Origin of the sequence: Collinsella aerofaciens (assembly GCF_039062315.1) — a bacterium.
GTDB lineage: Bacteria > Actinomycetota > Coriobacteriia > Coriobacteriales > Coriobacteriaceae > Collinsella > Collinsella aerofaciens_BG.
This window is the reverse complement of record NZ_JBCJBG010000015.1, coordinates 12,594-34,923: the sequence shown is the minus strand read 5'-3', so window position 1 is coordinate 34,923 and position 22,330 is coordinate 12,594. Positions and strand designations below refer to the sequence as shown.

15 protein-coding genes are annotated in these 22,330 nt (G+C 60.3%); 14 read left to right on the top strand and 1 reads right to left on the bottom strand.

Features of this window, described 5'->3' with window-relative positions:
- Positions 1-473 precede the first annotated feature (473 nt).
- The 12 genes from ABCP74_RS07740 to ABCP74_RS07685 all read left to right on the top strand — a co-directional run bounded on the left by ABCP74_RS07740 (position 474) and on the right by ABCP74_RS07685 (position 17,142).
- The gene (locus tag ABCP74_RS07740) at positions 474-2,648 is read left to right on the top strand and encodes a DUF4118 domain-containing protein (RefSeq protein ID WP_138341326.1); all 2,175 of its coding nucleotides are present in this window, start codon (positions 474-476) and stop codon (positions 2,646-2,648) included.
- Positions 2,645-3,550 carry a hypothetical protein gene (locus ABCP74_RS07735; protein WP_343001451.1) on the top strand — a complete coding sequence of 302 codons (906 nt, stop codon included), beginning with the start codon at positions 2,645-2,647 and terminating at the stop codon, positions 3,548-3,550. The genes ABCP74_RS07740 and ABCP74_RS07735 overlap by 4 nt, the downstream gene beginning before the upstream one ends.
- Complete coding sequence (locus tag ABCP74_RS07730) at positions 3,547-5,427, top strand: DUF2194 domain-containing protein (RefSeq protein WP_343001450.1); 1,881 nt, start codon at positions 3,547-3,549, stop codon at positions 5,425-5,427. The genes ABCP74_RS07735 and ABCP74_RS07730 overlap by 4 nt, the downstream gene beginning before the upstream one ends.
- Positions 5,424-6,851 carry a GT4 family glycosyltransferase PelF gene (gene pelF / locus ABCP74_RS07725; protein WP_343001449.1) on the top strand — a complete coding sequence of 476 codons (1,428 nt, stop codon included), beginning with the start codon at positions 5,424-5,426 and terminating at the stop codon, positions 6,849-6,851. Before ABCP74_RS07730 ends, pelF begins: the two co-directional genes overlap by 4 nt.
- Before the next feature lie 3 nt (positions 6,852-6,854).
- Positions 6,855-8,399: an exopolysaccharide Pel transporter PelG gene (pelG, locus tag ABCP74_RS07720; RefSeq protein WP_343001448.1), complete on the top strand. Its 1,545-nt coding sequence runs from the start codon at positions 6,855-6,857 to the stop codon at positions 8,397-8,399.
- Complete coding sequence (locus ABCP74_RS07715) at positions 8,389-10,158, top strand: CotH kinase family protein (RefSeq protein ID WP_343001447.1); 1,770 nt, start codon at positions 8,389-8,391, stop codon at positions 10,156-10,158. The genes pelG and ABCP74_RS07715 overlap by 11 nt, the downstream gene beginning before the upstream one ends.
- On the top strand, positions 10,145-10,936 hold the full coding sequence (locus ABCP74_RS07710; RefSeq protein WP_117774279.1) for a polyphosphate polymerase domain-containing protein: 792 nt from the start codon (positions 10,145-10,147) through the stop codon (positions 10,934-10,936). The genes ABCP74_RS07715 and ABCP74_RS07710 overlap by 14 nt, the downstream gene beginning before the upstream one ends.
- A gap of 3 nt (positions 10,937-10,939) precedes the next feature.
- The gene (locus tag ABCP74_RS07705; protein WP_117745996.1) at positions 10,940-11,605 is read left to right on the top strand and encodes a DUF4956 domain-containing protein; all 666 of its coding nucleotides are present in this window, start codon (positions 10,940-10,942) and stop codon (positions 11,603-11,605) included.
- Positions 11,606-11,853: 248 nt separating this feature from the next.
- Entirely contained in the window at positions 11,854-12,825 is a 972-nt protein-coding gene (locus tag ABCP74_RS07700; protein WP_343001461.1) for a LacI family DNA-binding transcriptional regulator, read from the top strand.
- Between the two features lie 182 nt (positions 12,826-13,007).
- Positions 13,008-14,408: a PTS transporter subunit EIIC gene (locus tag ABCP74_RS07695; RefSeq protein ID WP_343001446.1), complete on the top strand. Its 1,401-nt coding sequence runs from the start codon at positions 13,008-13,010 to the stop codon at positions 14,406-14,408.
- Between the two features lie 107 nt (positions 14,409-14,515).
- A complete protein-coding gene (locus ABCP74_RS07690; RefSeq protein ID WP_343001445.1) occupies positions 14,516-16,057 on the top strand; it encodes a glycoside hydrolase family 32 protein in 1,542 nt (513 codons plus the stop codon).
- A 95-nt stretch (positions 16,058-16,152) separates the two neighbouring features.
- The gene (locus ABCP74_RS07685) at positions 16,153-17,142 is read left to right on the top strand and encodes a PLP-dependent transferase (RefSeq protein WP_343001444.1); all 990 of its coding nucleotides are present in this window, start codon (positions 16,153-16,155) and stop codon (positions 17,140-17,142) included.
- Between the two features lie 114 nt (positions 17,143-17,256).
- Here ABCP74_RS07685 and ABCP74_RS07680 read toward each other — a convergent pair whose 3' ends face one another.
- Positions 17,257-17,601 carry a winged helix-turn-helix domain-containing protein gene (locus ABCP74_RS07680; RefSeq protein ID WP_343001443.1) on the bottom strand — a complete coding sequence of 115 codons (345 nt, stop codon included), beginning with the start codon at positions 17,599-17,601 and terminating at the stop codon, positions 17,257-17,259.
- A 193-nt stretch (positions 17,602-17,794) separates the two neighbouring features.
- Between ABCP74_RS07680 and ABCP74_RS07675 the strand changes: the two genes are divergently transcribed.
- Together ABCP74_RS07675 and leuS are read left to right on the top strand one after the other, a co-directional pair.
- Complete coding sequence (locus tag ABCP74_RS07675) at positions 17,795-19,306, top strand: IMP dehydrogenase (protein WP_055251158.1); 1,512 nt, start codon at positions 17,795-17,797, stop codon at positions 19,304-19,306.
- Between the two features lie 370 nt (positions 19,307-19,676).
- Positions 19,677-22,253, top strand: a complete 2,577-nt coding sequence (leuS, locus tag ABCP74_RS07670) for a leucine--tRNA ligase (RefSeq protein WP_343001442.1) — start codon at positions 19,677-19,679, stop codon at positions 22,251-22,253.
- Positions 22,254-22,330 lie beyond the last annotated feature (77 nt).

Below are 22,330 nucleotides of genomic sequence, written 5' to 3'. Positions count from 1 at the left end.
CCATTGGGAAACGGGTCCCTATGGAACGATTTTGGTATCAGGCATAGGGGGGCGCTATCGTGGATGTCGTCACCATTGCCTGCGCCCTCGATCCAGAGATGTAATTACAGAAGTGCGGGGAAAAATCGAAAACCTTCGAGCACAACGCGGTTTTTTTGTATCAAAACCGCAGGTCGCGGAAGCCTAAAACGGGGGTCTGGTCAGCATTCCTTTGGTTTTCCCCGCACTTCCGAATTTGGCCTCTCGCCACATCCCGATTACGTCTTAAAGTGGCGCAAAAAGCCGTGTGCTCTGCTTGATTTTGCTCAGGAATTATGCCTGAGGGGTAGTGGATTCGCCTTTCTCCGCCGTGCAGCGGCACGTGTAGGGCTCTCTGGCTCAGGCGCGAGTCGCTTCCCGTCTGAAAAAGTTCTTAAAACAGCTTTAAAATTGCCTTTGGCCTACATTGACAGCGTACAATACGCATGTTTACCATGGCAAAAGCTAAATTTGGGGAGGGGGAGCGCACGGTGGAAGTGCTGGTTGTTGGCAATACCGCGTATGTCGATGACGACTTTTGTGCCAAGGCGTTTCCCGGTGACCATGTTCAGGTCGTGGCGGCCAACGAGGCGCGCCGCGACGGGTCGTCGCTCCATGCGTCTTGGAAAGAGCTGCTGCAGCACCTGGACCAGGCTTACGAATTCGACCGTGTGGTCTACCTCTCTACCTATCTCACGCCGCATACCGAGGCCGTTGGCGACATCGAGCTGCTGCGCTCCGTCTTTCGAGCTTGCATGGGTCGCCAGATTCAGCTGCTGTTTGTGACTGGTCCCATGGGAGCGGACGGTGCGGTGGACGTTGCGGGGCAAAACGGCAAGGGCATCATTGCCCGTGCGGCCAACGACCTGTGCCGCTACTATGCGGTCCGCGACGGCATTCAGGCCAAGATCTTGCGCGTGCCGTATCTGTACACCGCCTCGCCCACGCTGGAAGACCCGATTTTGACCCCGCTGTTCGAGGCGTGCTCGCAAGGCTCTGCTGTCATGAGGGCTGGGGCGGACTCACCGCTCGGTGCCCTCTGCGCCGAGGAGCTGGCCGTTCTGGTGCGTCGCATCTTCGACAGCTGGGATGCCACATTCGAGGAACTCGAGGTTCCGGATAGCTTTGCCCACACCGTGGGAGACCTGGGCGAGGCGCTCAAGGGCTTGTTCCCGGGGCTCGACATTACCTACGACGGGGACGCCGTCGTCTCCATTGCTCCGAGCGATACCGTCCGCACGCGCTACGGGTGGTTCCAGCGCTATGACGTGCTGCGCGATCTTTCGACCATACACGCCCGCTGGGAGCAGACCCTCGCGGGCAAGCGCCATCCGCTGCGTGCCGCCATCGACCGCATGCGCGGGCGGACACTGCCCATCAAATGCCTGGAGACCGCGCTGGCCTGGGTGCTCTTTGAGGGCCTGGAGCTGGTGTTTTCGCAGTCTGCTCAGCTTAACGTGCTCGACTACCGCCTGCTGTACGTGGTACTGATCGGCACGCTGTATGGGCTCGATTTTGGCCTGGTTGCGGCGCTGCTGGCGTCGGTGGGTTTGGCCGCGAGCTACTTTACTCAGTACGGTTATACCTTCCAGGGTCTCTTTTACGAGCCGTCCAACTGGCTGCCGTTTATTGCGTACTTTGTGGTGGGTGCCGTGTGCGGCTATGTGCAGCTGCGCAACAGCGAAGCCATTAGGGCGGAGCGCGATCAAAACGAGCTCGTGCGTAATCGCAATACGTTCCTCACACAGCTTTACCACGACGCGATCGAGGACAAGCGCGCGTACAGGCGCCAGATTGTGGGTCGCCACGACAGCTTTGGCAAGATCTTTGCCGTGACGCAGGAGCTCGACGTACTCAACCCACGCGACATCTATCGCAAGTGCTGCGAGCTTCTGGGCGAGATCCTCGAGAACGATTCGGTGGCGATCTACCATGTTTCGGGCGGGGCATTTGCACGCCTGGTGGCAGCAAGTCCCGCGATTGCCGAAAATGCCGCACGCTCGCTCACGCTTGAGCAGCTTGCACCTCTTTTGGGCGACGGGGGTCGTTCGAACCTGTGGGTGAACCGTGAGCTGACGCCGGGGTTTCCCATGTTTGGATACGCGATCGAGCGCGACGGGGCACCCGCCGTGTTGATCTTTGTGCGTAGTGCGGCCGAAAACCAAATGACCCTCTATTATCAAAACCTGTTCCGCATCTTGTGCGGGCTGGTCGAAAGCGCGCTGGGCCGTGCCTTTGACTACGAGGCGGTGGCGCAGGATAAACGCTGCGTTGACGGCACTTGCGTGCTCAAGCAGGCGGCCTTTGGCCAAGAGCTCGCGGCGGAGCAGGCGCTGGCAGATAGCAAGATGGGGAGTTTTTTGCTCCTGCGCGTGGTACCGGGCATGGAGCCTGTCGGCGAGCTGGTGGGCGCAATTGGGTCGGCAATCCGCGAGAGCGACGCGGCGGGCTTGGTCGACGGCAACGTGCTCTACCTGCTTATGCGCCAGGCAAAGGCGTGCGATCTTCCCATTATCCGTAAGCGCCTGAGCGCAAAGCATATTGCGGTGGAGCCCGTCGACGGCGAGGGCATCGTGGCGCTGCTGCAGCGCATCGCTTACACCGGTGACGGTGAGGGGGGTGCCGCTTGATCTCGCTTGTCGTTGCTGCCGTCTTGCTGCTGATTCATTCGCTGGTTTGCCTGATGCTGTGGACGCTCATGAAGCTGGGCCTGCTGCCGGTGCGCGGGCACATGCTGGCTGTAATAGTGCTGGTGCCGCTGTGGGGCCCGTTGCTGGTGGTTTTGCTATCGGTGCGCAGCGCGGTGCTTGGCGAGTGGCTGAAAGAGTCTGCGCTGGAGTCGCTGCGCTTCAACGACGACCTGCATCGTAGTATGTCGGTACCGAGCGGCGAGGACGATGCAGGCGTAGTGCCGCTCGAGGAGGCGCTTATCGTCAACGACCCGGCATACCGGCGCCGCCTAATGCTCTCCATGCTCACCGAGGAGCCCGACGCGTACCTGGCGCAGCTGCAGGCGGCTAAGCTTAACGACGACGTTGAGGTGGCGCACTATGCCGCGACGGCGGTGGCGCAGATCTCCAAGGAGTCCGACCTTAAACTGCAGCAGCTGGAGCGTGCCTTTAAGACGGACCCGAGCGCGCAAAACCTCAACGAATACTGTGATTTTCTTGGTGAATACTTGGGCTCGGGCTTGGCTGAGGGGCGCGTTGCTCAGATTCAGCGCCAACAGTACGCGCGCCTGCTTGCGCGTCGCTGCGAGCGCGAGGATACCCTTGAGCTGCGCATTCGATACGCGACGGCGCTGGCCGATGTCGGACAGATCGACGAGGCGCAGGCCGTGACCGACCAGCTGGTACTCGACGTGCCCGAGGAGCAGGAGGTTTGGATGCTTTGCCTGCGCCTGGCCGTGATGCGCCGCGACGGTGACGAGGTCCACTGTGTGATCGATGCGATTGACAAGCAACATGTGTATTTGAGCGCCGACAACCGCGAAAAGTTGGCGTTTTGGCGCGATGGGGAGGAGGCCCGATGAGCGTGGCGCAACATATCCGAGACCGTGTGGGCCGCTTTCGTTGGATGGGACTCCTCGTGGTGTGGGCGGTCTTTATTGCCATGGCCGCCGTGCTGCTGGTGGAGCGTGCCGGCGTGCAGTACAGTGCGGGCCAGCATAGGCTGGGGATGCTTGCCGCCAACGACGCGGTGCCGGCCTCCTCGGCAATCTTTGGCCAAAAGCCCACGTGCCTGGTCATTACAGACTCGGACCAAGATGGCGTCGACGACGTCAAAGACCAGTTCGACCAGATTTTGCTGGACATGAAGATCGCCCATCGCGACGTGGATCTTGCCCTGGATGGTGCGGATGCCATTCCCTCGCTGACCTCCTTCGATCGCGTGATTTTGCTCATGCCGTCGCTCGATGGGCTCGGTACGCACCTGAGCGACATTATGAGTTGGGTGAGTGCCGGCGGTTCGCTTATGCTCGCCATGCCGCCGGATAACTCGAGCTATCTGCAAGTGATTGCCTCCAAGCTTGGCATTGAATCGGCCGGATATGACTATGTAAAAGCCGAAAGCATTGTGCCGAGTGAGGACTTTATGCTGGGCGGGGGAGAGCGCTACGAGCTCTCGGACCCCTTTGATTCGTCGCTTTCAGTATCGCTGCGCGAGACGGCGCGTGAGTGGGCTAAGACTGGCGATGCGGGCGCCCCGCTCATTTGGTCTAATGACTGCGGTAGCGGGCGCACCGTGGTGTGCAATATCGGTATCTACGACAAGGTCATGCGCGGCTTTTTCGCCGCGGCGATCAGTCTGCTGGGCGATGCTACGGCCTATCCGGTCATCAACAGCGCCGTGTTCTATTTGGACGACTTTCCTAGCCCCGTGCCCTCGGGCGATGGTACTTATATCAAGCGTGACTACGGCCTTTCCATTGCGGATTTTTACACCAAGGTCTGGTGGCCCGATCTGCAAAAGCTCGCGCAAAAATATGGCATTCGCTATACCGGCGTGATGATCGAAAACTACGAGGACGCGGTCAACCAGACCGAGCCCGCGCGCCAACCCGATACCACGCAGTTTCGATATTTTGGCGGCATGCTGCTGCAGATGGGCGGCGAGCTGGGCTTTCACGGCTACAACCATCAGCCGCTCGCGCTCTGGGACACCGACTACGGCACGCTGTACGTCTACAAGACCTGGAAGAACAAAGAGACGCTCGTCGCTTCGCTCAACGAACTTATCGCGTTTCAGGACGAGGTTCTGCCCAACGCTCATGGCTCGGTTTACGCACCGCCGTCGAATATCCTTTCGGCCCGAGCGCGCAAGCTCATCGGCACCGACGTTCCGCGCATTAAGACCATCGCCAGCACGTATTTTGAGGATGGCACCGACCTGCCCTACGTGCAGGAGTTTGGCGTGGCGAGCGACGGCATTGTGGAGCAGCCACGTATTGTCTCGGGCGGCATGGTCGACGATTCCTATATGCGCCTGGCAGCCGTGTCCGAGCTCAACATGCACTACGTGAGCACGCATTTTATGCACCCGGACGACTCGCTCGATCCCGATCGTGGTGCCAAGGAGGGCTGGGAGGTCTACAAGGGCGGCCTGGTCGACTACCTGGAGTGGCTTACCAAATCCGCGCCCGACCTGCGGCACCAGACGGCGTCGGAGTGCTCCGGTGCCATCCAGCGCTTTTCGTCCGTGACGGTGAGCGTGGATACCAGCGCGGATGCCTGGACGCTCAGCCTGGGCAATTTCCACGACGAGGCGTGGCTCATGTTCCGCGCCAATAATGGCGAGCCGGGTGCGGTGACGGGTGGCGAACTGACGCACCTTACGGGCAATCTGTATCTGCTCAAGGCAAATGATAAGACCGTGACGATCGAGCGCAAGGAGGGTGGCGATAAATGAGAATCTGCTTGGTACTCGAGGGTTGCTACCCCTATGTGCACGGCGGCGTATCTACCTGGATGCATGGCTACATTACGGCCATGCCCGAGCACGAGTTTGTGCTGTGGGTGATCGGCGCGCATGCTGCCGACCGTGGCAAGTTTGTCTACGAGCTGCCCGGCAACGTGGTCGAGGTGCACGAGGTGTTCCTGGACGATGCCCTGCGGCTTTCGGGTGAGCAACATGAAGCCAGTTTTAACGACCGTGAGCGCGAGGCGTTACGCCGTCTGGTGTCGCTCTCCAATCCGGACTGGGACGTGTTATTCGATATCTTCTACCGCCGTCGCGTGCATCCGCTCTCGTTTTTGCAGAGCCGCACGTTTATGGATATCTTTCGCGACGTGTGCCTGGCCGAGTATCCCTACACGCCCTTTGCCGATGCATTCCACACCATGCGCTCCATGTTGCTGCCCGTGCTCTACCTGTTGGGCAGCGAGGTGCCGGTGGCCGATGTGTACCATGCCATCTCGACCGGCTACGGTGGTCTGCTCGCCTGCCTGGGCTCAAGCGTTCACCATGCGCCGGTGCTGTTGACCGAGCATGGCATCTACACCCGCGAGCGCGAGGAAGAGATCATTCGCGCCGATTGGGTGGTGCCGTCGTTCAAGGACCGCTGGATCCGCTTTTTCTACCTGCTTTCGGAGGAAATCTACCGCCGCGCCTTCCGCGTGACGAGTTTGTTCCATAACGCCCGCAAGACGCAGGTCTATATGGGCTGCGATGCGGACAAATGCCTGGTTATCCCCAACGGCATCCAGTTCGACCGCTTTAAGGATATTCCCTTAAAGCCCGATGACGGCTGGGTGGACATTGGCGCGGTGGTGCGCTTGGCGCCCATCAAGGACGTCAAGACAATGATTTATGCCTTCTTTGAGCTGCACGAGCGCCTGCCCAAGGTGCGCCTGCACATTATGGGCGGCGTGGACGACGAGGAGTACGGCGCCGAGTGCCACGCGCTGGTCGATACCCTAGGCGTGCGCGACCTGATCTTTACCGGCCGCGTCAACGTGGTCGAGTACATGGAAAAGCTCGACTTTACCATTTTGACGAGCATCTCCGAGGGCCAGCCGCTCAGCGTGCTGGAGTCGCTTGCAGCGCGCCGTCCCTGCGTGACGACCGAGGTGGGCTGCTGCCGCGAGTTGCTCGAAGGCGCCCCGGGCGACGACTTTGGCGTGGCGGGTTTTGTGACGCCGCCCATGTATCGCAAGGGCTTGGCCGATGCCATGGAGCGCATGTGCGTGAGCCGCGCCCGTCGCATTGAGATGGGGGAGCGCGGGCAGCGTCGCGTTGCCACGTACTTTTTGCACGAGCAGATGCTCGCCAACTATCGCGCGCTGTACGACGAGACGGCGCGTGCGTTTGACCTGCCCAGAGAGGGGGAGTAGCCGGTGGCCGGAATCGGTTTTGAGCTTAAGCGCCTGTTTAGGCGCAAGGGCCTTTTTGCCACGATGCGCGCTTACGGCTACGCCGGCATTGTGTGCACGGGTCCCATGCTGTTGGGCGTGCTGCTCCAGGTGGGTATCTTGGTGCTGTGCGGTCTGTGGGGCGTAGGGCGTGCCAACCAGGATCTGCTGGTGTGCATGGTGACCTACACACTGCTGGCCTCGCTTTTGCTCACGAGCTTTTTCTCCATGCCGGTCACGCGCTTTTTGGCCGACATGCTTTTTGCTGAGCGCGAGGATGAGATCCTGCCTTCGTTTTGGGGATCTAATGCCATCATGCTCGTTGTGGGCACGGTGCTCTACGGCGTCTTTTTGCTGTTCTCGGGCGCCACGCTGCTGCAGGGGCTGCTGTGCCTGTGGCTGTTCAACATTATGATCGTCAACTGGAACGGCATGAGTTACCTCACGGCCATCAAAGACTACCGCGGCATCCTGTGCAGCTTTGCGGCCGCCATTGGCGTGGCGTGCCTGTGCGCCCTGGCCGCGCTGGCGCTGGGGCTGCCGCCGGTCGAGGGCCTGTTGGCATCAATTGCTCTGGGCTACGGCGTTATGCTCGCCTGGGACGTGGTGCTGCTATACCGGTATTTTCCTCAGAGCGACCGCAGCCCCTGGCTCTTTTTGCAGTGGCTCGATCAGTTTATGCCGCTGGCGCTTACGGGCCTGTTCACCAACCTGGGCCTCTTTGCGCATTTGGTGATAATTTGGGCCGGTCCCATTGGCGTGCAGGTCAAGGGCTTGTTTTATGGTGCGCCCTACCACGATGTGCCGGCGCTTATCGCGTTTTTGACAATCCTGGTCACGTCCGTCAACTTTGTGGTCTCGGTCGAGGTCAATTTCTATCCGCGCTACCGCGACTACTACAGCCTGTTCAACGACGGTGGCGTGGTGGGCGACATTGTGGTGGCCGAGGAGGAAATGCTCTCCACGCTCAACCGAGAACTGCGGTTTTGTGCGCTCAAACAGTTGTTTGTGACCGCGGCGGTCATTTCGCTCGAGACCACGGTGCTCTCGGCCCTACCGTTGGGCTTTAATAACCTGATGCACGGGTATTTTCGCACGCTGTGCGTGGGCTATGGCCTGTATGCCGTGGGCAATACGGTGTTGCTCATCTTGCTGTACTTTACCGACTACAAGGGGGCCGTGCTGGCCTCGGGGCTGTTTGCTGGTGTGGCCGGGCTAGCGAATGCCGTTTCTCTGCTCTTGCCGCAGCAGTTTTACGGCTTTGGCTTTTTGTTGGGTGCAGCGGTGTTTTTTATCGTGGCGCTGCTGCGGCTCGATACCTATACCGCCAACTTGCCGTATCGTATCCTGAGCCAGCAGCCCATGGTGGCGACTGACAAGACGGGCTGGTTTACCGAACTTGGCCGGGTGCTCGACCGTGTTGAGCAACGCTACGAGGCCAAGCGCGTGGGCGGTGAGCCGCGCAGTGCGTTTGAACGTATGGTGGTTCGCCTGTACCAAAAACATTGGGGAGGTTCTGATGATCGATAAGTTGATGTCTCGCCGCTGCCTGATCGAGGCGGCTGCCGGTGCGCTGTTGCTTTCGGGCTGCTCGTCTCAGGACGAATCCTCGACCAAAAAGGTCAAAAAGCAGGACAAGATTAAAAAGGCTGAGGCCTCGGGCGAGACCAAGCACCTTCGCGATAAGGACGAGCTGTACGAGGTCTACGACGACTCGGGCATTGTGACCATGTACCTGACGGTCTCGCGCGGTAACAGCTCCGAGAACACCGATCATAGCTGGGCCGAGATCAATACGTACTCGGTGTATGACTACGCCGACATGGGCGTGACGCGCTATCAGGTAATGGGGCTTTTGCAGGCGGGCGACGAAGACGGCCCGGTGGCCGGCGAGGTTGGTTATGGCGAGGAAGCGCCCAATGCTACCGTGCAGGTGCGCGGCCAGACGTCGAGCATGAACTCGCAAAAGAATTACAAGGTGGAGCTCAAAAAGGGCAAGGGTACCTGGCGCCAACAGCGCGCGATTGCGCTCAACAAGCACATGGGCGAGGGTATGCGTTTTCGCAACAAGATGGCCTATGACCTTATCCGCGGGATTCCCCAGATGATGGGCCTGCGCACGCAGTTTGTGCATCTGTGGGTGTGCGACCAGACCGAAAAGTCCAACGATACCTTTGAGGACTACGGCCTGTTTACGCAGGTGGAGCAGCTCAATAAGACGGCGCTTAAGGCGCACGGCTTGGATAAGAGCGGGCACCTGTACAAGGTGAACAGCTTTGATTTCCATCGCTACGAGGACACCATTAAGCTTGCCGATGATCCCGACTATAACCAGGCAAACTTTGAGGGCATGCTCGAGATTAAGGGCGATACGGACCACACCAAGCTCATCGAGATGCTCGATGCGCTCAACGACGAATCGCAAAAGATAGATAACGTGCTCGACACCTACTTTGATACCGAGAACCTGGTCTATTGGCTGGCGTTTCAGATCCTTACGGGCAACTGCGATACGCAGAACCGCAACTGTTATCTGTACAGCCCGCTCAACTCAAATACCTGGTACTTTTTGGATTGGGACAACGACGGCATGCTGCGCAAGCTGGAACTTTCTCTTACCGGGTTTTCGGACTACGCGAGCTGGGAGCGCGGCGCAAGCAACTACTGGGGCAACGTGCTGTTTAACCGCGCGTTGCGCAGCAAGGCGTTCCGCGGTGAGCTCGATCGCGCCGTCAAGGACCTGCGTACGTATTTGACCGAGACGCGCCTGACCAAGATGATCAAGCATTATCGCGAGGTTACCGAATCGCTAGTCTTTGCTTCGCCCGATATCGATAATCTGCCTGTCACCAAGGACCAATATGAGCAGATCGCCGCGGCGATTCCCTCCGAGATCGAGGAGAACTACAAGAGCTTTCGCGAGAGTTTTAAAAAGCCCATGCCTTTCTACATCGGCGTGCCGCAGATCGATAACGGCAAGCTGCGCATTAACTGGGATGCGTCCTACGATTTTGAGGCGCGCGACATTCGCTACACCGTTGAGCTTGCGCGCGACTATGCCATAAGCGACGTGGTCTTTAAGGCCGAGGATGTGCTGCTTCCCGAGGTGACCTGCGATGCGCCCGATACCGGCCAGTATTTTGTGCGCGTGCGTGCCACCAACTCCGACGGCTATACGCAAGATGCGTTTGACTACTATGCGACCGACGACGGCAAGCACTACGGCATGAAGTGTTTTTACGTGCAAGACGGCGGTAAGGTCGTGGAGGATACGTATGAGGAGGGCTAGCGCGCTGCTTGAGCGCCTGGCGGCACCGCCTGTGCGTGCCACGCAGGAGCGTTACCGCCACGAGCTCAAATATCTCATTAACGAGGGCGAGCACGCCGCGCTTGCCTGTCGCATGGCGCCTGTATTTAAGCTAGACAAACATGCGCGGGCGGGCGGTTACACCATTCGCAGCCTGTATTTTGACGACTACTGCAACTCGGCCTACGAGGAAAAAGACGCCGGCATTCTCATGCGCAAAAAGTATCGCGTACGCATCTATAACGGCAGCGACAAGGTGATTAAGCTCGAGCGCAAAAAGAAGTACGGTAGCTGGATCTATAAGGAGGACGCGCCGCTCACACGTGGCGAGTTTGAGCAGATTCTGGCTGGCGACTACGGCTTTTTGCTGAGGAGCCCTTATCCGCTCTGTCGCGAGTTCTACATCGAGTGCATCTGCAACATGATGCGCCCACGGACCATTGTGGACTACGAGCGCGAGCCGTGGGTGATGGACGAGGGCACCGTGCGCATTACGTTTGACATGAATGTGCGTGCCGCGGTGGGAAGCTTCGATATCTTTGACGTGACGCTGCCCGCGTTGCCGGTCCTGGAGCCCGGTAAGCTGGTGATGGAGGTCAAGTTTACGGAGTTTTGCCCGCAGCTGGTGCGCGATATGGTGCCGCCGGGCGCGGCCGAACTCACGGCGGTCTCTAAGTACTGCCTGTGTTATGACAAGACCGCCTACCTGCGCGGATTTAATTACTGGGAATCGGATTTTGGGAACCGAGGGGATATTTAGACCATGAGCACCAGGGACTTTTTTAAGAACTCCGTCTTGGAGGCGTTCGGTCAGGTCGACCCTGCCAAGATTGGCCTTTCGCTGCTCGTGGCGCTCGCCATGGGCATCCTGATCTATTACGTGTACAAGCGCTTTTTTACCGGCGTGGTGTATTCGCGTAGCTTTGCCGTGACGCTCGTGGGCATGTGCGTGCTCACCTGCATGGTCACGCTCGCGATCTCGACCAACGTGGTCATCTCGCTCGGTATGGTCGGTGCTCTGTCCATCGTCCGCTACCGTACGGCGGTCAAGGACCCGCTCGACCTGCTGTATCTGTTTTGGGCCATTACCACGGGCATTACGGCAGGCGCCGGCATGTATGCGCTCGTGGGGCTTACGGCAGTGGTGATCGTGGTGATGATCGCCGGCTTTGCGAGCCACCAGGACAAGGCGCGCGTGTACATGATGGTCATCCACTACACGGGCCAGACCACCGGCGACGATATCGTGCGCGCGTTTGGGCGCACCAAGTTCACCGTCAAGTCTAAGACGATGCGCGGCGACAAAGTCGAGATGGCCGTCGAGCTCTTCTCGGACGGCGTTGACATGCCCTATGCGGACGCTATTCGCGCGCTTGACGGCGTGGAGGACCTCACACTCATCCAGTACAACGGCGAATACCACGGCTAATTATGTTCCGGCGTTTTAACAAACGCCGGACCGCTCGACGCTGCGCGGGCATCTGCCGGGCGATCTGCCGCTCAAACCGTCGCTCGCGTACATAAAGTACGCTTCGCTCCTCTTTCGCGGCACCTCGCCACGGCAGTTGCCCGCTCGCTGACGTTTGCTCGACCTGGGTGGGCCGATTTTGTTCGGATGCCGTCTTCACGGGTATTATGGTGAAAGCGATTTCAATGACAGGGGTGCTCGTGGTAAAGATGAAAGATGTGGCCGAGTTGGCCGGCGTTTCGAGCGCCGCCGTCTCGCGCTACCTCAACGGCGGATATATCTCGGCGGACAAGGCCCAGCGCATTAAGCAGGCGATTGAACTGACCGGATACGTGCGGTCCAGTCAGGCTCGCGCGCTGCGCACCGGCTCCACCAAGCTCATCGGCGTCATCGTGCCCAAGATCAACTCGGAATCCGTGAGCCGCATTACCGCCGGCATTGGCCAGGTGCTCGGTCGCCGTGGCTACCAGATGCTGCTTGCCAATACCGATAATGCGGCCGATCGCGAGCTCGAATACCTCGATTTATTCCAAAACCATCCGGTTGACGGCATTGTGCTGGTGGCAACCATGATCACCGACGAGCACCGTCGCGCGATTGACTCGTGCCGTGTGCCCATTGTGCTGATCGGTCAACATGTCGAGGGCGCGGCGTGCGTGTATCACGACGATTACGAGGCCGCTTTTGAGCTGGGCCATGCGCTTGCGGGTCGCGTGGACGGCAAGATCGCTTACATTGGGGTTACCGAGGAGGACCGCGCGGCTGGTTATGACCGCCGTCGCGGTTTTGAGGCCGGCTTGCGCGCCGCGGGTAACCCGCTCGATGCCGCCTTGATTCGTCTGGGCTCGTTTACGCTCGACTCGGGCTATGGTGCGGCGCGTGAACTGCTTTCTGCCGCTCCCGATGTTTCGTTTATCGCGTGCGCGACCGATACCATGGCGGCGGGCGCGCTTCGTGCCATCGATGAGGTTCGCGGCGTGGGCGAGGGCATGCATCGCGTAAGCGGTTTTGGCGACAACGCGTTTTTGCGCGCGCTGACGGGCGGCATTCCCACCGTGCATTATGGCTACCTGACCAGTGGCGTCGAGGCGACCAATATGCTGATCAACACGCTCGATGGCGTGGAGGGGGAGAGCGGTCTAAAGACGCTCAAGCTCGGCCATCAGCTTATGAATGTCTAGGCCTTGGACGTCTGCCTGCCTCTGAGTCGTCTGTTTTTGCCTTAAAACTACCATTCGCCGGCCTATTCCTACCGTTCACCCTAAAGTGAAAACGATTACAGACATATGAAACTGAAATCGTTTACAGTGTAAGTATCAAAGATGGCCGGGTGTACATGCGCCCGTTGGAGGAAAGGGAAGTCATGGACTACCGTAAATCAGCCCAAGAGGTGCTCGACAACGTCGGAGGCGCCGGCAACGTTGTTTCGGCCGCACACTGCGCCACGCGTCTGCGCCTGGTGATTGCCGATAACGCCAAGGTCGACACGGAGGCCCTCGAGAATATCGACGGCGCCAAGGGCGTCTTTGAGGCCCAAGGCCAGCTCCAGATTATTTTTGGCACTGGCACCGTCAACAAGGTCTACGACGAGTTCATTGCGGTCAGCGGCGTCGAGGCTGCCACCAAGGCCGAGGTCAAGGAGGCCGCGGCGCAGCAGCAGAACATCTTTATGCGTGCCATTAAGGTGCTCGGCGACGTCTTTGTCCCCATCATCCCCGCCATCGTGGCTTCGGGCTTGCTGCTGGGCATTATGAGCGCCCTCAACTTTATGGCCTCCAACGGCTTTATCGCGCTCGACACCAATAACTTTATCTACAAGATCGCCGACCTGGTCTCGGGCACGTCCTTCGGCATTCTGCAGATCCTGATCGGCTACTCCGCCGCAAAGGCCTTTGGCGCCAACCCGTATCTGGGTGCCGTCGTCGGCGGTGCGTTCATCAACTCCTCGCTGCAGAGCGCCTACACGGTTGCCTCCGAGGGCGTGCAGACCATGGTCACCGTCATTCCCGGCGTGTACAGCTTTGAGTGGGTCGGCTATCAGGGGCATGTGATCCCCATCGTTATCGCCTGCGCCATTCTCGCCTTCCTCGAGAAGCGTCTGCACAAGATCGTTCCCGAGATGTTTGACCTCTTTGTGACCCCGCTCGTCTCGGTGTTCGTGACCGTGCTCGTGACGTTCGTTGCCGTCGGCCCCATCTTTGTCTGGGCCGAGAACGCCATCCTCGGTCTGATCCAGGCCCTGCTGACCCTGCCCTTCGGCATCGGTTCCTTTATCGTCGGCCTGTTCTATGCCCCCACGGTCGTTACCGGTATCCACCAGATGTACACCGCCATCGACCTGGGCCAGCTCGCCCAGTACGGCGTGACCTATTGGCTGCCCATCGCCAGCGCCGCCAACATCGCTCAGGGTGGTGCCGCGCTCGCCGTTGCCTTTAAGACCCGCGATGCCAAGATCAAGGGACTGGCGCTTCCTTCGGCCCTGTCCGCCTTCATGGGCATTACCGAGCCTGCCATCTTTGGTGTGAACCTGCGCTTCTTTAAGCCCTTCATCGCCGGCTGCATCGGCGGCGGTTGCGGTGCCCTGGTCTGCGCGCTCACTTCGCTGGCTGCCTCCGGCACGGGCGTTACCGGTATCTTCGGTATCCTGCTGTGCCTGGCCCAGCCCGTGCAGTACGCGATCATGTTTGCGGTCGCCGCGCTGGTTTCCTTTGCTATCTCGTTTGTCCTGTACAAGGACGAGCCCAAGGCTTCCGAGCAGGCCTAAGAGCTTTTGATTGAGGGGATGCCCGCGGGTCGTATGCTCGCGGGCGTTTCTCGTATCTGGTGCCGATCTCTGGTGCCTTGTTGCTTTCGATCCGTTAGGACTTTGATATGTCTAATGCACTTGGTCGCGACCTTGCAAAGCTGGTCGCCGCTGTTGACGCCGCCGCCTCTGAGTGCGGCCATGGCGCGTATGGCCAGCGCTTCCATATAATGCCGCCGGCGGGCTGGCTCAACGACCCCAACGGTCTTTGCCAGGCAGGCGGCGTGTTCCATGCCTATTTTCAGTATGCGCCGTTTGATGTCGAGGGTGGCGTTAAGGCCTGGGGCCATGCGACGAGCCGCGACCTTATGACGTGGGACTATGTTGGCGCTCCGTTGCTGCCCGACGAGCCGTTCGATTGCCACGGTGTGTATTCGGGCTCCGCGCTTGCCGAGGACGGTCGCATTCGCGTGCTCTATACGGGCAACGTTAAGCTTCCCGATGCGGACGGCACGTACGACTACGTCAATACCGGCCGCCGCGCCGATACTGTTTATGTCGAGAGCGTTGATGGCCTTGCCGGTCGGGAGTTCAGCCAAAAGCGCGTGGTGCTGGCGTCCGAGGATTATCCCGAGGATTTGACCTGCCACGTGCGTGACCCCAAGGTGTGGCGCGATGATGATGGGCGTTACCACATGGTGCTGGGCGCGCGTCGTCGCGTGGACGGTCCGCATGTCGATAGTCGATTTTGCGCCATGCACGGCGAGGGTGCCGGGCGCGATGTGGGTGAGATCCTGGTGTATGGCTCGGCCGATATGCTGAGTTGGGAGCTCGAGAGCCGTGTGTCTACGCCCGAGCGCTTTGGCTTTATGTGGGAGTGCCCGGGATACCTTGAGCTTGAGGCGGATGGCGGTGTACCGGCGAAGTGGCTGTCCTTCTCGCCCCAGGGCCTCAAGGGCGGTCGTTGGGACCGCGGCAATGTATATGCAGCGGGCTACATGCCTGTAACGGGCGACATTACGGGCGGCAATGACGCTTATGAGCTGGGCGAGTTCCGCCTGTGGGACGCCGGTTTTGACTTCTATGCTCCGCAGGAGTTCACGGCCGAGGACGGTCGCCATATTCTAATCGGCTGGATGGGCATGCCCGATGAGCCGACCTATGGCAACGACCCCACCGTGGCGTGCGGCTGGCAGCACTGCATGACGGTGCCGCGTGAGCTTACAGCCGGTGCTGGCGGCGTGGTACTGCAGCAGCCGGCGCGCGAGATCGAGCGCCATTATGCCTCGGTGCGTGTGGGGGAGGGCTCGTTGGAGGTTGCCGGCGATACCTGTTTTGACGTTGTTGTTGACGGTGTCGACGGCGCGTTTACCGCGACCGTTGATGGCGAGCTAAAGCTGGTGCTTGTTCCCGCCGAGGGCGAACTGCCCTCGCGCTTTGAGATGCGATTTACCGATGAGAGTCGCGCTTCTGCCGGCTGCGGTCGTACCGTGCGTTGGGAGTCAGTCGACGAGGTTAGTAACGTGCGCATTGTTGGCGATGTTTCCTCGGTCGAGGTGTTTGTGAACGATGGTGCGCTCGTGTTCTCGACGCGCATCTATCCCGAGGCCTATGGCGTGACCGTTGACGCTCCGGGCGCGAATGTGACCTACCACGCGCTCAACATCTAAGCGATTCGTCGCATATCGGCGCTATACTGCAGCCGTAGCCCACGATGCGGGAAACATCCGCATCGTGGGTTTTTGTTATGGAGGGAAGGTGCCGTATGGGCGTACAGCAGCTAGAAGAGGCCTGGGCTTTGAGGGCCAGCGCGCGTGAGGCGCGGTTGCTTGCGGCGTCGCATGTGCCGGCAGCGCTGTCGTTGCTGGGGATTGTACGGCCCGGCGATCGTCTGGTGGCCTTTGCGGATGACTTTGCCGATGCGTTTGCGAGCGGCTTTGATGACTGCGATGTTGTGCTCGTGGGCTCGCCGTCCGCCGAGGCGTTTGCCGCCGCATCCGAGGGCTTTGATGCTTCGTTTGATGCCGAGGGTCCGCACCTGTGGTGGTTCGTCAACTCCATCGGCGGGTTTGGTCTGCGTGTGCCCGATCTGCGTGCGCTGGGTCGGGCGGCGCGTGAGGCCCATGCGCTGCTGGTTGTTGACAACACCGTGGCGTCGGCTTTTGGCTGCGATCCGCTGCGGCTGGGTGCTGCGCTGTCGTTCGAAGCGCTTGACCGTGTGTGCGCCGGTGAGGCTCCACGCAAGCTCGTTGCTGCTTCGGTGGCGCGCTCGCAGCTCAAGCGCCATCGTGTGGATGCCGCTGCCGAGTGCGCGCACGTATTGTTTGCAGGCTGCGGTGCGTCGGCGCTCGACCTTTCTGCCGAGGAGACCGACGTGCTGGAGCGTGGGCTTTCCTCGCTTAACGTCCGCATGCAGGCGCATTTCGACCGCGCCCGTGCGCTGGCCGAGTATCTGGCCGCCAACGAGATGGTGCGCAACGTTCGCTATCCCGGGCTGAGTTCGCATCCCGACCATGCGGCTGCAACGGGAATCCTCGAGCACGGCTTTGGACCGGCAGTTGAGTTTGATCTTATCGAACGTAGCGCGGGCGAGCTGTTCGATGCTTTGCCCGGGGAGTTTCGCACATCGCCCGCCGGCGGCGCAACGACGCGCCTTTCGGCCCCACGCGGCAAGCAGGGGAGCACCATCCGCCTCTTCGCCGGTACCGACGACCCCTTGATCGTGGCCGCCACCCTAGACAATGCCCTCCGATGATTATTCTGGGACGGGGATTAAAAAATCATTGTGTACCTAATGATTTTTTAATCCCCGTCCCAGAATAATCATCTATGGTGACCGACCAGCTAAAAAAGCCCCGTCCCAAATTGGCTACTCTTTGATGCTGGCGATGAGGGCGTTGGCTTTGGTGGCGATGACGTTGTTAATGTCGGCCTGCAGCTCTTCGTAGACCGCTATGGCTCGCTCGCCGGCGGGGGTGAGGGTGGATCCGCGGGCGCCGTCGCGCTCGATGAGCTTGCAGCCCAGCTGACCTTCGGCCTCGTTTACAATGCGCCAGGCCTTGGAATACGCCATGCCCATGCTCTTGGCGGCGCGGTTGAGCGAGTGCTCGCGGGCAATACCCTGCAGCAGCAAGACGCAGCCGTGGCCGAACACGCCCGGCAGATCCTTGTCGCACGCTTGAATGACCAACTTTGCCGTCGTCTTGTACTCCATGTGCTCCACGTCTCCCCGCTAAAGTGTTTGCTGGGCAAACGCATAGCCTGCGTCAAACCCTCGTGTGCTCTTCTTAAATCATGCATTGTAGCAGTCAAAGTGCGTTAAGATACTTCCCCAGTATTGGGCGCCCAAGGTTGGGCTGGGTCCTACGAGGCCTGCAGCCGACCGGTCGCATGGAAAAAGGAGAAACATGGCTACGTTCTTTCCCGGTGAGTCCCACACGTTTTCGGAGTATCTGCTGGTTCCTGGTTACTCGTCCTCGCAGTGCATCCCCAACAACGTCTCTCTTAAGACGCCGCTAACCCGCTTTAAGCGCGGTGAGAAGCCGGCAATCACCCTGAACATCCCCATGGTTTCCGCCATCATGCAGTCCGTCTCGGGCGTCGATATGGGTGTCGCGCTCGCTACCGAGGGTGGCCTGTCCTTCATTTACGGTTCCCAGAGCGCCGAGTCCGAGGCCGCTATGGTCAAGGCCGTCAAGGATCACAAGGCCGGCTTCGTTCAGTCCGATTCTACGCTGACCCCCGACATGACCATGGAGCAGGTCATCGAGCTCAAGGAGAAGACCGGTCACTCCACTATGCCGGTCACCGACGACGGCACTCCCAAGGGTAAGCTCCTGGGCATCGTCACCAGCCGTGACTATCGCCCCAGCCGCGATGACCACCAGACGAAGGTCTCCGAGTTCATGACCCCGCGTGAGCAGCTCATCGTGGGCGACAAGAACATCAGCCTCAAGGTTGCCAACGACGTCATCTGGGACAACAAGCTCAACGCCCTGCCGATCGTCGACGACAACGATCACCTGATGGGTATTGTCTTCCGCAAGGACTACGACAGCCACAAGACCAACCCCAACGAGCTGCTCGATGGCGACAAGCGCTACATGGTCGGCGCCGGTATCAACACCCGCGACTATGCCGAGCGCGTGCCGCTGCTCATCGAGGCCGGTGCCGACGTTCTGTGCATTGACTCCTCCGAGGGCTTCAGCGAGTGGCAGAAGCGCACCATCGAGTGGATCCGCGCCAACTATGGCGAGGACGTTAAGGTCGGCGCCGGTAACGTCGTCGACGCCGAGGGCTTCCGCTTCCTTGCCGACTGCGGTGCCGACTTCATCAAGGTCGGTATCGGCGGCGGTTCCATCTGCATTACCCGCGAGACCAAGGGCATTGGCCGCGGCCAGGCCACCGCGCTGATCGACGTCTGCCGCGCTCGTGACGAGTACTACGAGGAGACCGGTGTCTACGTGCCCGTGTGCTCCGACGGCGGCATCGTCTACGACTACCACATGACGCTCGCCCTTGCCATGGGTGCCGACTTCATGATGCTGGGCCGCTACTTCGCCCGCTTCGATGAGAGCCCGACCGAGCGCGTCAACGTGAACGGCCAGTACATGAAGGAGTACTGGGGCGAGGGTTCTGCGCGTGCCCGCAACTGGCAGCGCTACGACCTGGGCGGCGCCGCGAAGCTCAGCTTCGTCGAGGGCGTCGACTCCTACGTTCCCTACGCCGGTTCCCTCAAGGACGGCGTGGGCGGCACGCTCTACAAGGTTAAGTCCACGATGTGCAACTGCGGTGCTCTCTCGATTCCCGAGCTCCAGGAAAAGGCACGTCTAACGCTGGTCAGCTCCACCTCCATCGTCGAAGGCGGCGCCCACGACGTAGTCGTCAAGGACTCCCAGCAAAGCGTCAGCTACCGCTAAGCGGCTTTCCCAAGCACCGCACCTTGCCGTTCAAACCGTCGCTCGCGTACCAAAGTACGCGTCGCTCCTCTTTCATGGCAATCTGCGGCACTTGGAAAACCCGACCATGCTTGGGCGGGTAACAATTAGTGGTTGATTCAAAACCACGTTATTTAGATAAAGCGAGATGCGTGCAAGTCGCAGGCATCTCGCTTGTCGTATTTGCTATCATCAGTCAAGTTAACCTTAGGGTCGGTCGGCTTAGCTTTGTTCGCTACAAGTTCCGCACGCAAAGAAGAGCACTAAATGTGCTCTTCGTCTTGCGCAGGACTGTCCGCAGTAGCGAACAAAGCTAAGCCGACCGACCCCAGCTAAGATTAAAGGAGCTGATATGTGCGATTGCACAGATCATAAGGACGAGATTCCTGCCTACGACGCGCAGGCCATCGAGTCCCGGTGGATGAAGGCCTGGGAGGATTCCAACCTCTTTGCCGTCGACACCGACGACAGCAAGCCCAAGAAGTACGTGCTCGAGATGTTCCCGTATCCGTCGGGCGACCTGCACATGGGCCACGCGCGCAACTACACCATCGGCGATGCCATGGCCCGTCAGGCTCGTATGCGCGGCTTTGACGTGCTGCACCCCATCGGCTTTGACGCCTTTGGCCTGCCCGCCGAGAACGCTGCCATCAAGCACAACACACAGGCTGCCGCCTGGACGTATAAGAACATGGACCAGGCGCTCGCCACGATGAAGCGCATGGGCTTCTCCTACGATCTGGATCGCATGGTCAAGACCTGCAGCCCCGACTACTACCGCTGGGGCCAGTGGATCTTTGAGAAGATGTGGGAAAAGGGCCTGGTCTACCGTAAGAAGAACCCGGTCAACTGGTGCCCCACCTGCAAGACCGTTCTGGCCAACGAGCAGGTTACCGAGGGCAAGTGCTGGCGCTGCGGCACCGAGCCCGAGAAGCGCGACCTGGAGCAGTGGTACTACAAGATTACCGAGTACTCTCAGGAGCTGCTCGACGACCTGGAGAAGCTCCCCGGCTGGCCCGAGCGCGTCAAGCAGATGCAGGCTAACTGGATCGGTCGCTCCGAGGGCGCCGAGGTCGACTTTACCCTTTGCGACCAGGATGGCGAGCCCATCGAGGGCGACGAGGGCAAGATCACCGTCTTCACCACGCGTGCCGATACGCTCTTTGGTGTTTCCTTCTTTGTCCTGGCTCCCGAGTACGCCGGTCTGCACGAGCTCGTCGAGGGTACGGAGTACGAGGAGGCCGTCACCAAGATTGTCGAGGACTCCAAGCATATCTCTGCCGTCGAGCGTGCCCAGGGCACCCTCGAGAAGCACGGTGCCTTCACGGGCCGCTATGTGGTAAACCCCGTCAACGGCGAGAAGGTCCCCGTGTGGGTTGCCGATTATGTCGTTGCCGACTACGGTACCGGTGCCGTCATGGCCGTTCCCTGTGGCGACCAGCGCGACTTTGAGTTCGCCCGCAAGTACGACCTGCCGATCGTACCGATCATCCTGGACGATGACGACCGCGCCGCCGTCGAGGCCAGCGGCGAGACCATCGATACCTTCCATGCCGAGACTGTCGACTGGGATTGCGCCCACGCTGCCGAGGGCACGCTCGTCCAGTCCGGCAAGTACACCGGCATGCGCGGCGGTAAGCACTCCGAGGGCGAGGCTGCGATCGTGGCCGACCTCGAGGCCATGGGCTGCGGTCGTCGCAAGGTCGAGTTCCGTCTGCGCGACTGGCTCATTTCCCGTCAGCGCTATTGGGGCAACCCCATCCCGGCCATCCACTGCGAGCACTGCGGTATCGTGCCCGTGCCCGAGGATCAGCTGCCGGTGACGCTGCCCGAGAACCTGGACCTGGGCGCCGGCGAAACCCTTGCCGAGTGCAAGGACTTCTACGAGACCACCTGCCCGGTCTGCGGCCGCCCGGCCAAGCGCGAGACCGATACCATGGACACCTTCACCTGCTCCAGCTGGTATTACCTGCGCTATACCGATCCGCACAACACCGAGCTGCCCTTCTCCCGCGAGGCCGCCGACCGTTGGATGCCCGTCGATAACTACATCGGCGGCATCGAGCACGCCATTCTGCACCTGCTCTACAGCCGCTTCTTTACCAAGGCACTGCGCGACCTGGGCCTGCTGAGCGTGGACGAGCCCTTCACTAACCTGCTGTGCCAGGGCATGGTCAAGGACGAGAACGGCGACACCATGTCCAAGTCCAAGGGTAACGTCGTGCCCCCGAGCTCGGTCATCGAACCTTACGGCGCCGACACCATGCGTTTGGCGATCCTGTTTATCGCCCCGCCCGAGAAGGACTTCGACTGGGATCCCAAGGCCGTCGAGGGCGCCAACCGCTTTATCAAGCGCGCCTGGCGTATCGTTTGGCAGCTCGTCCAGTCCGGCGATGCCAACGTGGCCTTCGACAAGTCCGCGCTCGATGAGGTTGCGATGAAGCTCTATCGCGAGCGTCACCGCACCATCGCCAAGTGCACCGAGGACTTCGATCGCGGCCAGTTCAACACCGCCATCTCGGCCGTCATGGAGCTCGTCAACGCGGCGAGCGCCTACCTCAACGCCACCGAGGGTACCGCCCGCGACAAGGCGCTGTGCTACGGCGTGGCCAAGGACATCGTGAGCGTCCTTGCCCCCATCTGCCCGTTCTGGGCCGACGAGCTGTGGCACGAGGCGCTCGGCTGCGAGGGCAACGCCTATACCGCCGCCTGGCCCGAGTTCGATCTGGCCGAGTCCGTTGAGGACACGGTGCAGATCGTGGTCCAGGTGCTCGGCAAGGTCCGCGGCCGCGTCGACGTTGCCCGCGATGCCTCTAATGAGGATATGCAGGCTGCCGCCGAGGCCGCCGTCGCCAAGTGGCTCGAGGGCAAGACGGTCGTCAAGGCCATCTGCGTGCCCGGTAAGCTGGTCAACCTGGTGGTCAAGTAAGCGCTGCGCGCATAGCTGACATGCAACAAACGAGGGGCGATCCGATTGGGTCGTCCCTCGTCTTATGTTTTAAGCCC

Coding starts and splice junctions, on each gene's coding strand:
- ABCP74_RS07675 (WP_055251158.1), top strand. CDS start 17,795: ATGGCTACGTTCTTTCCCGGTGAGTCCCACACGTTTTCGGAGTATCTG.
- ABCP74_RS07680 (WP_343001443.1), bottom strand. CDS start 17,601: ATGGAGTACAAGACGACGGCAAAGTTGGTCATTCAAGCGTGCGACAAG.
- leuS (WP_343001442.1), top strand. CDS start 19,677: ATGTGCGATTGCACAGATCATAAGGACGAGATTCCTGCCTACGACGCG.
- ABCP74_RS07710 (WP_117774279.1), top strand. CDS start 10,145: ATGAGGAGGGCTAGCGCGCTGCTTGAGCGCCTGGCGGCACCGCCTGTG.
- ABCP74_RS07715 (WP_343001447.1), top strand. CDS start 8,389: ATGATCGATAAGTTGATGTCTCGCCGCTGCCTGATCGAGGCGGCTGCC.
- ABCP74_RS07740 (WP_138341326.1), top strand. CDS start 474: ATGGCAAAAGCTAAATTTGGGGAGGGGGAGCGCACGGTGGAAGTGCTG.
- ABCP74_RS07700 (WP_343001461.1), top strand. CDS start 11,854: ATGAAAGATGTGGCCGAGTTGGCCGGCGTTTCGAGCGCCGCCGTCTCG.
- ABCP74_RS07695 (WP_343001446.1), top strand. CDS start 13,008: ATGGACTACCGTAAATCAGCCCAAGAGGTGCTCGACAACGTCGGAGGC.
- ABCP74_RS07685 (WP_343001444.1), top strand. CDS start 16,153: ATGGGCGTACAGCAGCTAGAAGAGGCCTGGGCTTTGAGGGCCAGCGCG.
- ABCP74_RS07730 (WP_343001450.1), top strand. CDS start 3,547: ATGAGCGTGGCGCAACATATCCGAGACCGTGTGGGCCGCTTTCGTTGG.
- ABCP74_RS07690 (WP_343001445.1), top strand. CDS start 14,516: ATGTCTAATGCACTTGGTCGCGACCTTGCAAAGCTGGTCGCCGCTGTT.
- pelF (WP_343001449.1), top strand. CDS start 5,424: ATGAGAATCTGCTTGGTACTCGAGGGTTGCTACCCCTATGTGCACGGC.
- ABCP74_RS07705 (WP_117745996.1), top strand. CDS start 10,940: ATGAGCACCAGGGACTTTTTTAAGAACTCCGTCTTGGAGGCGTTCGGT.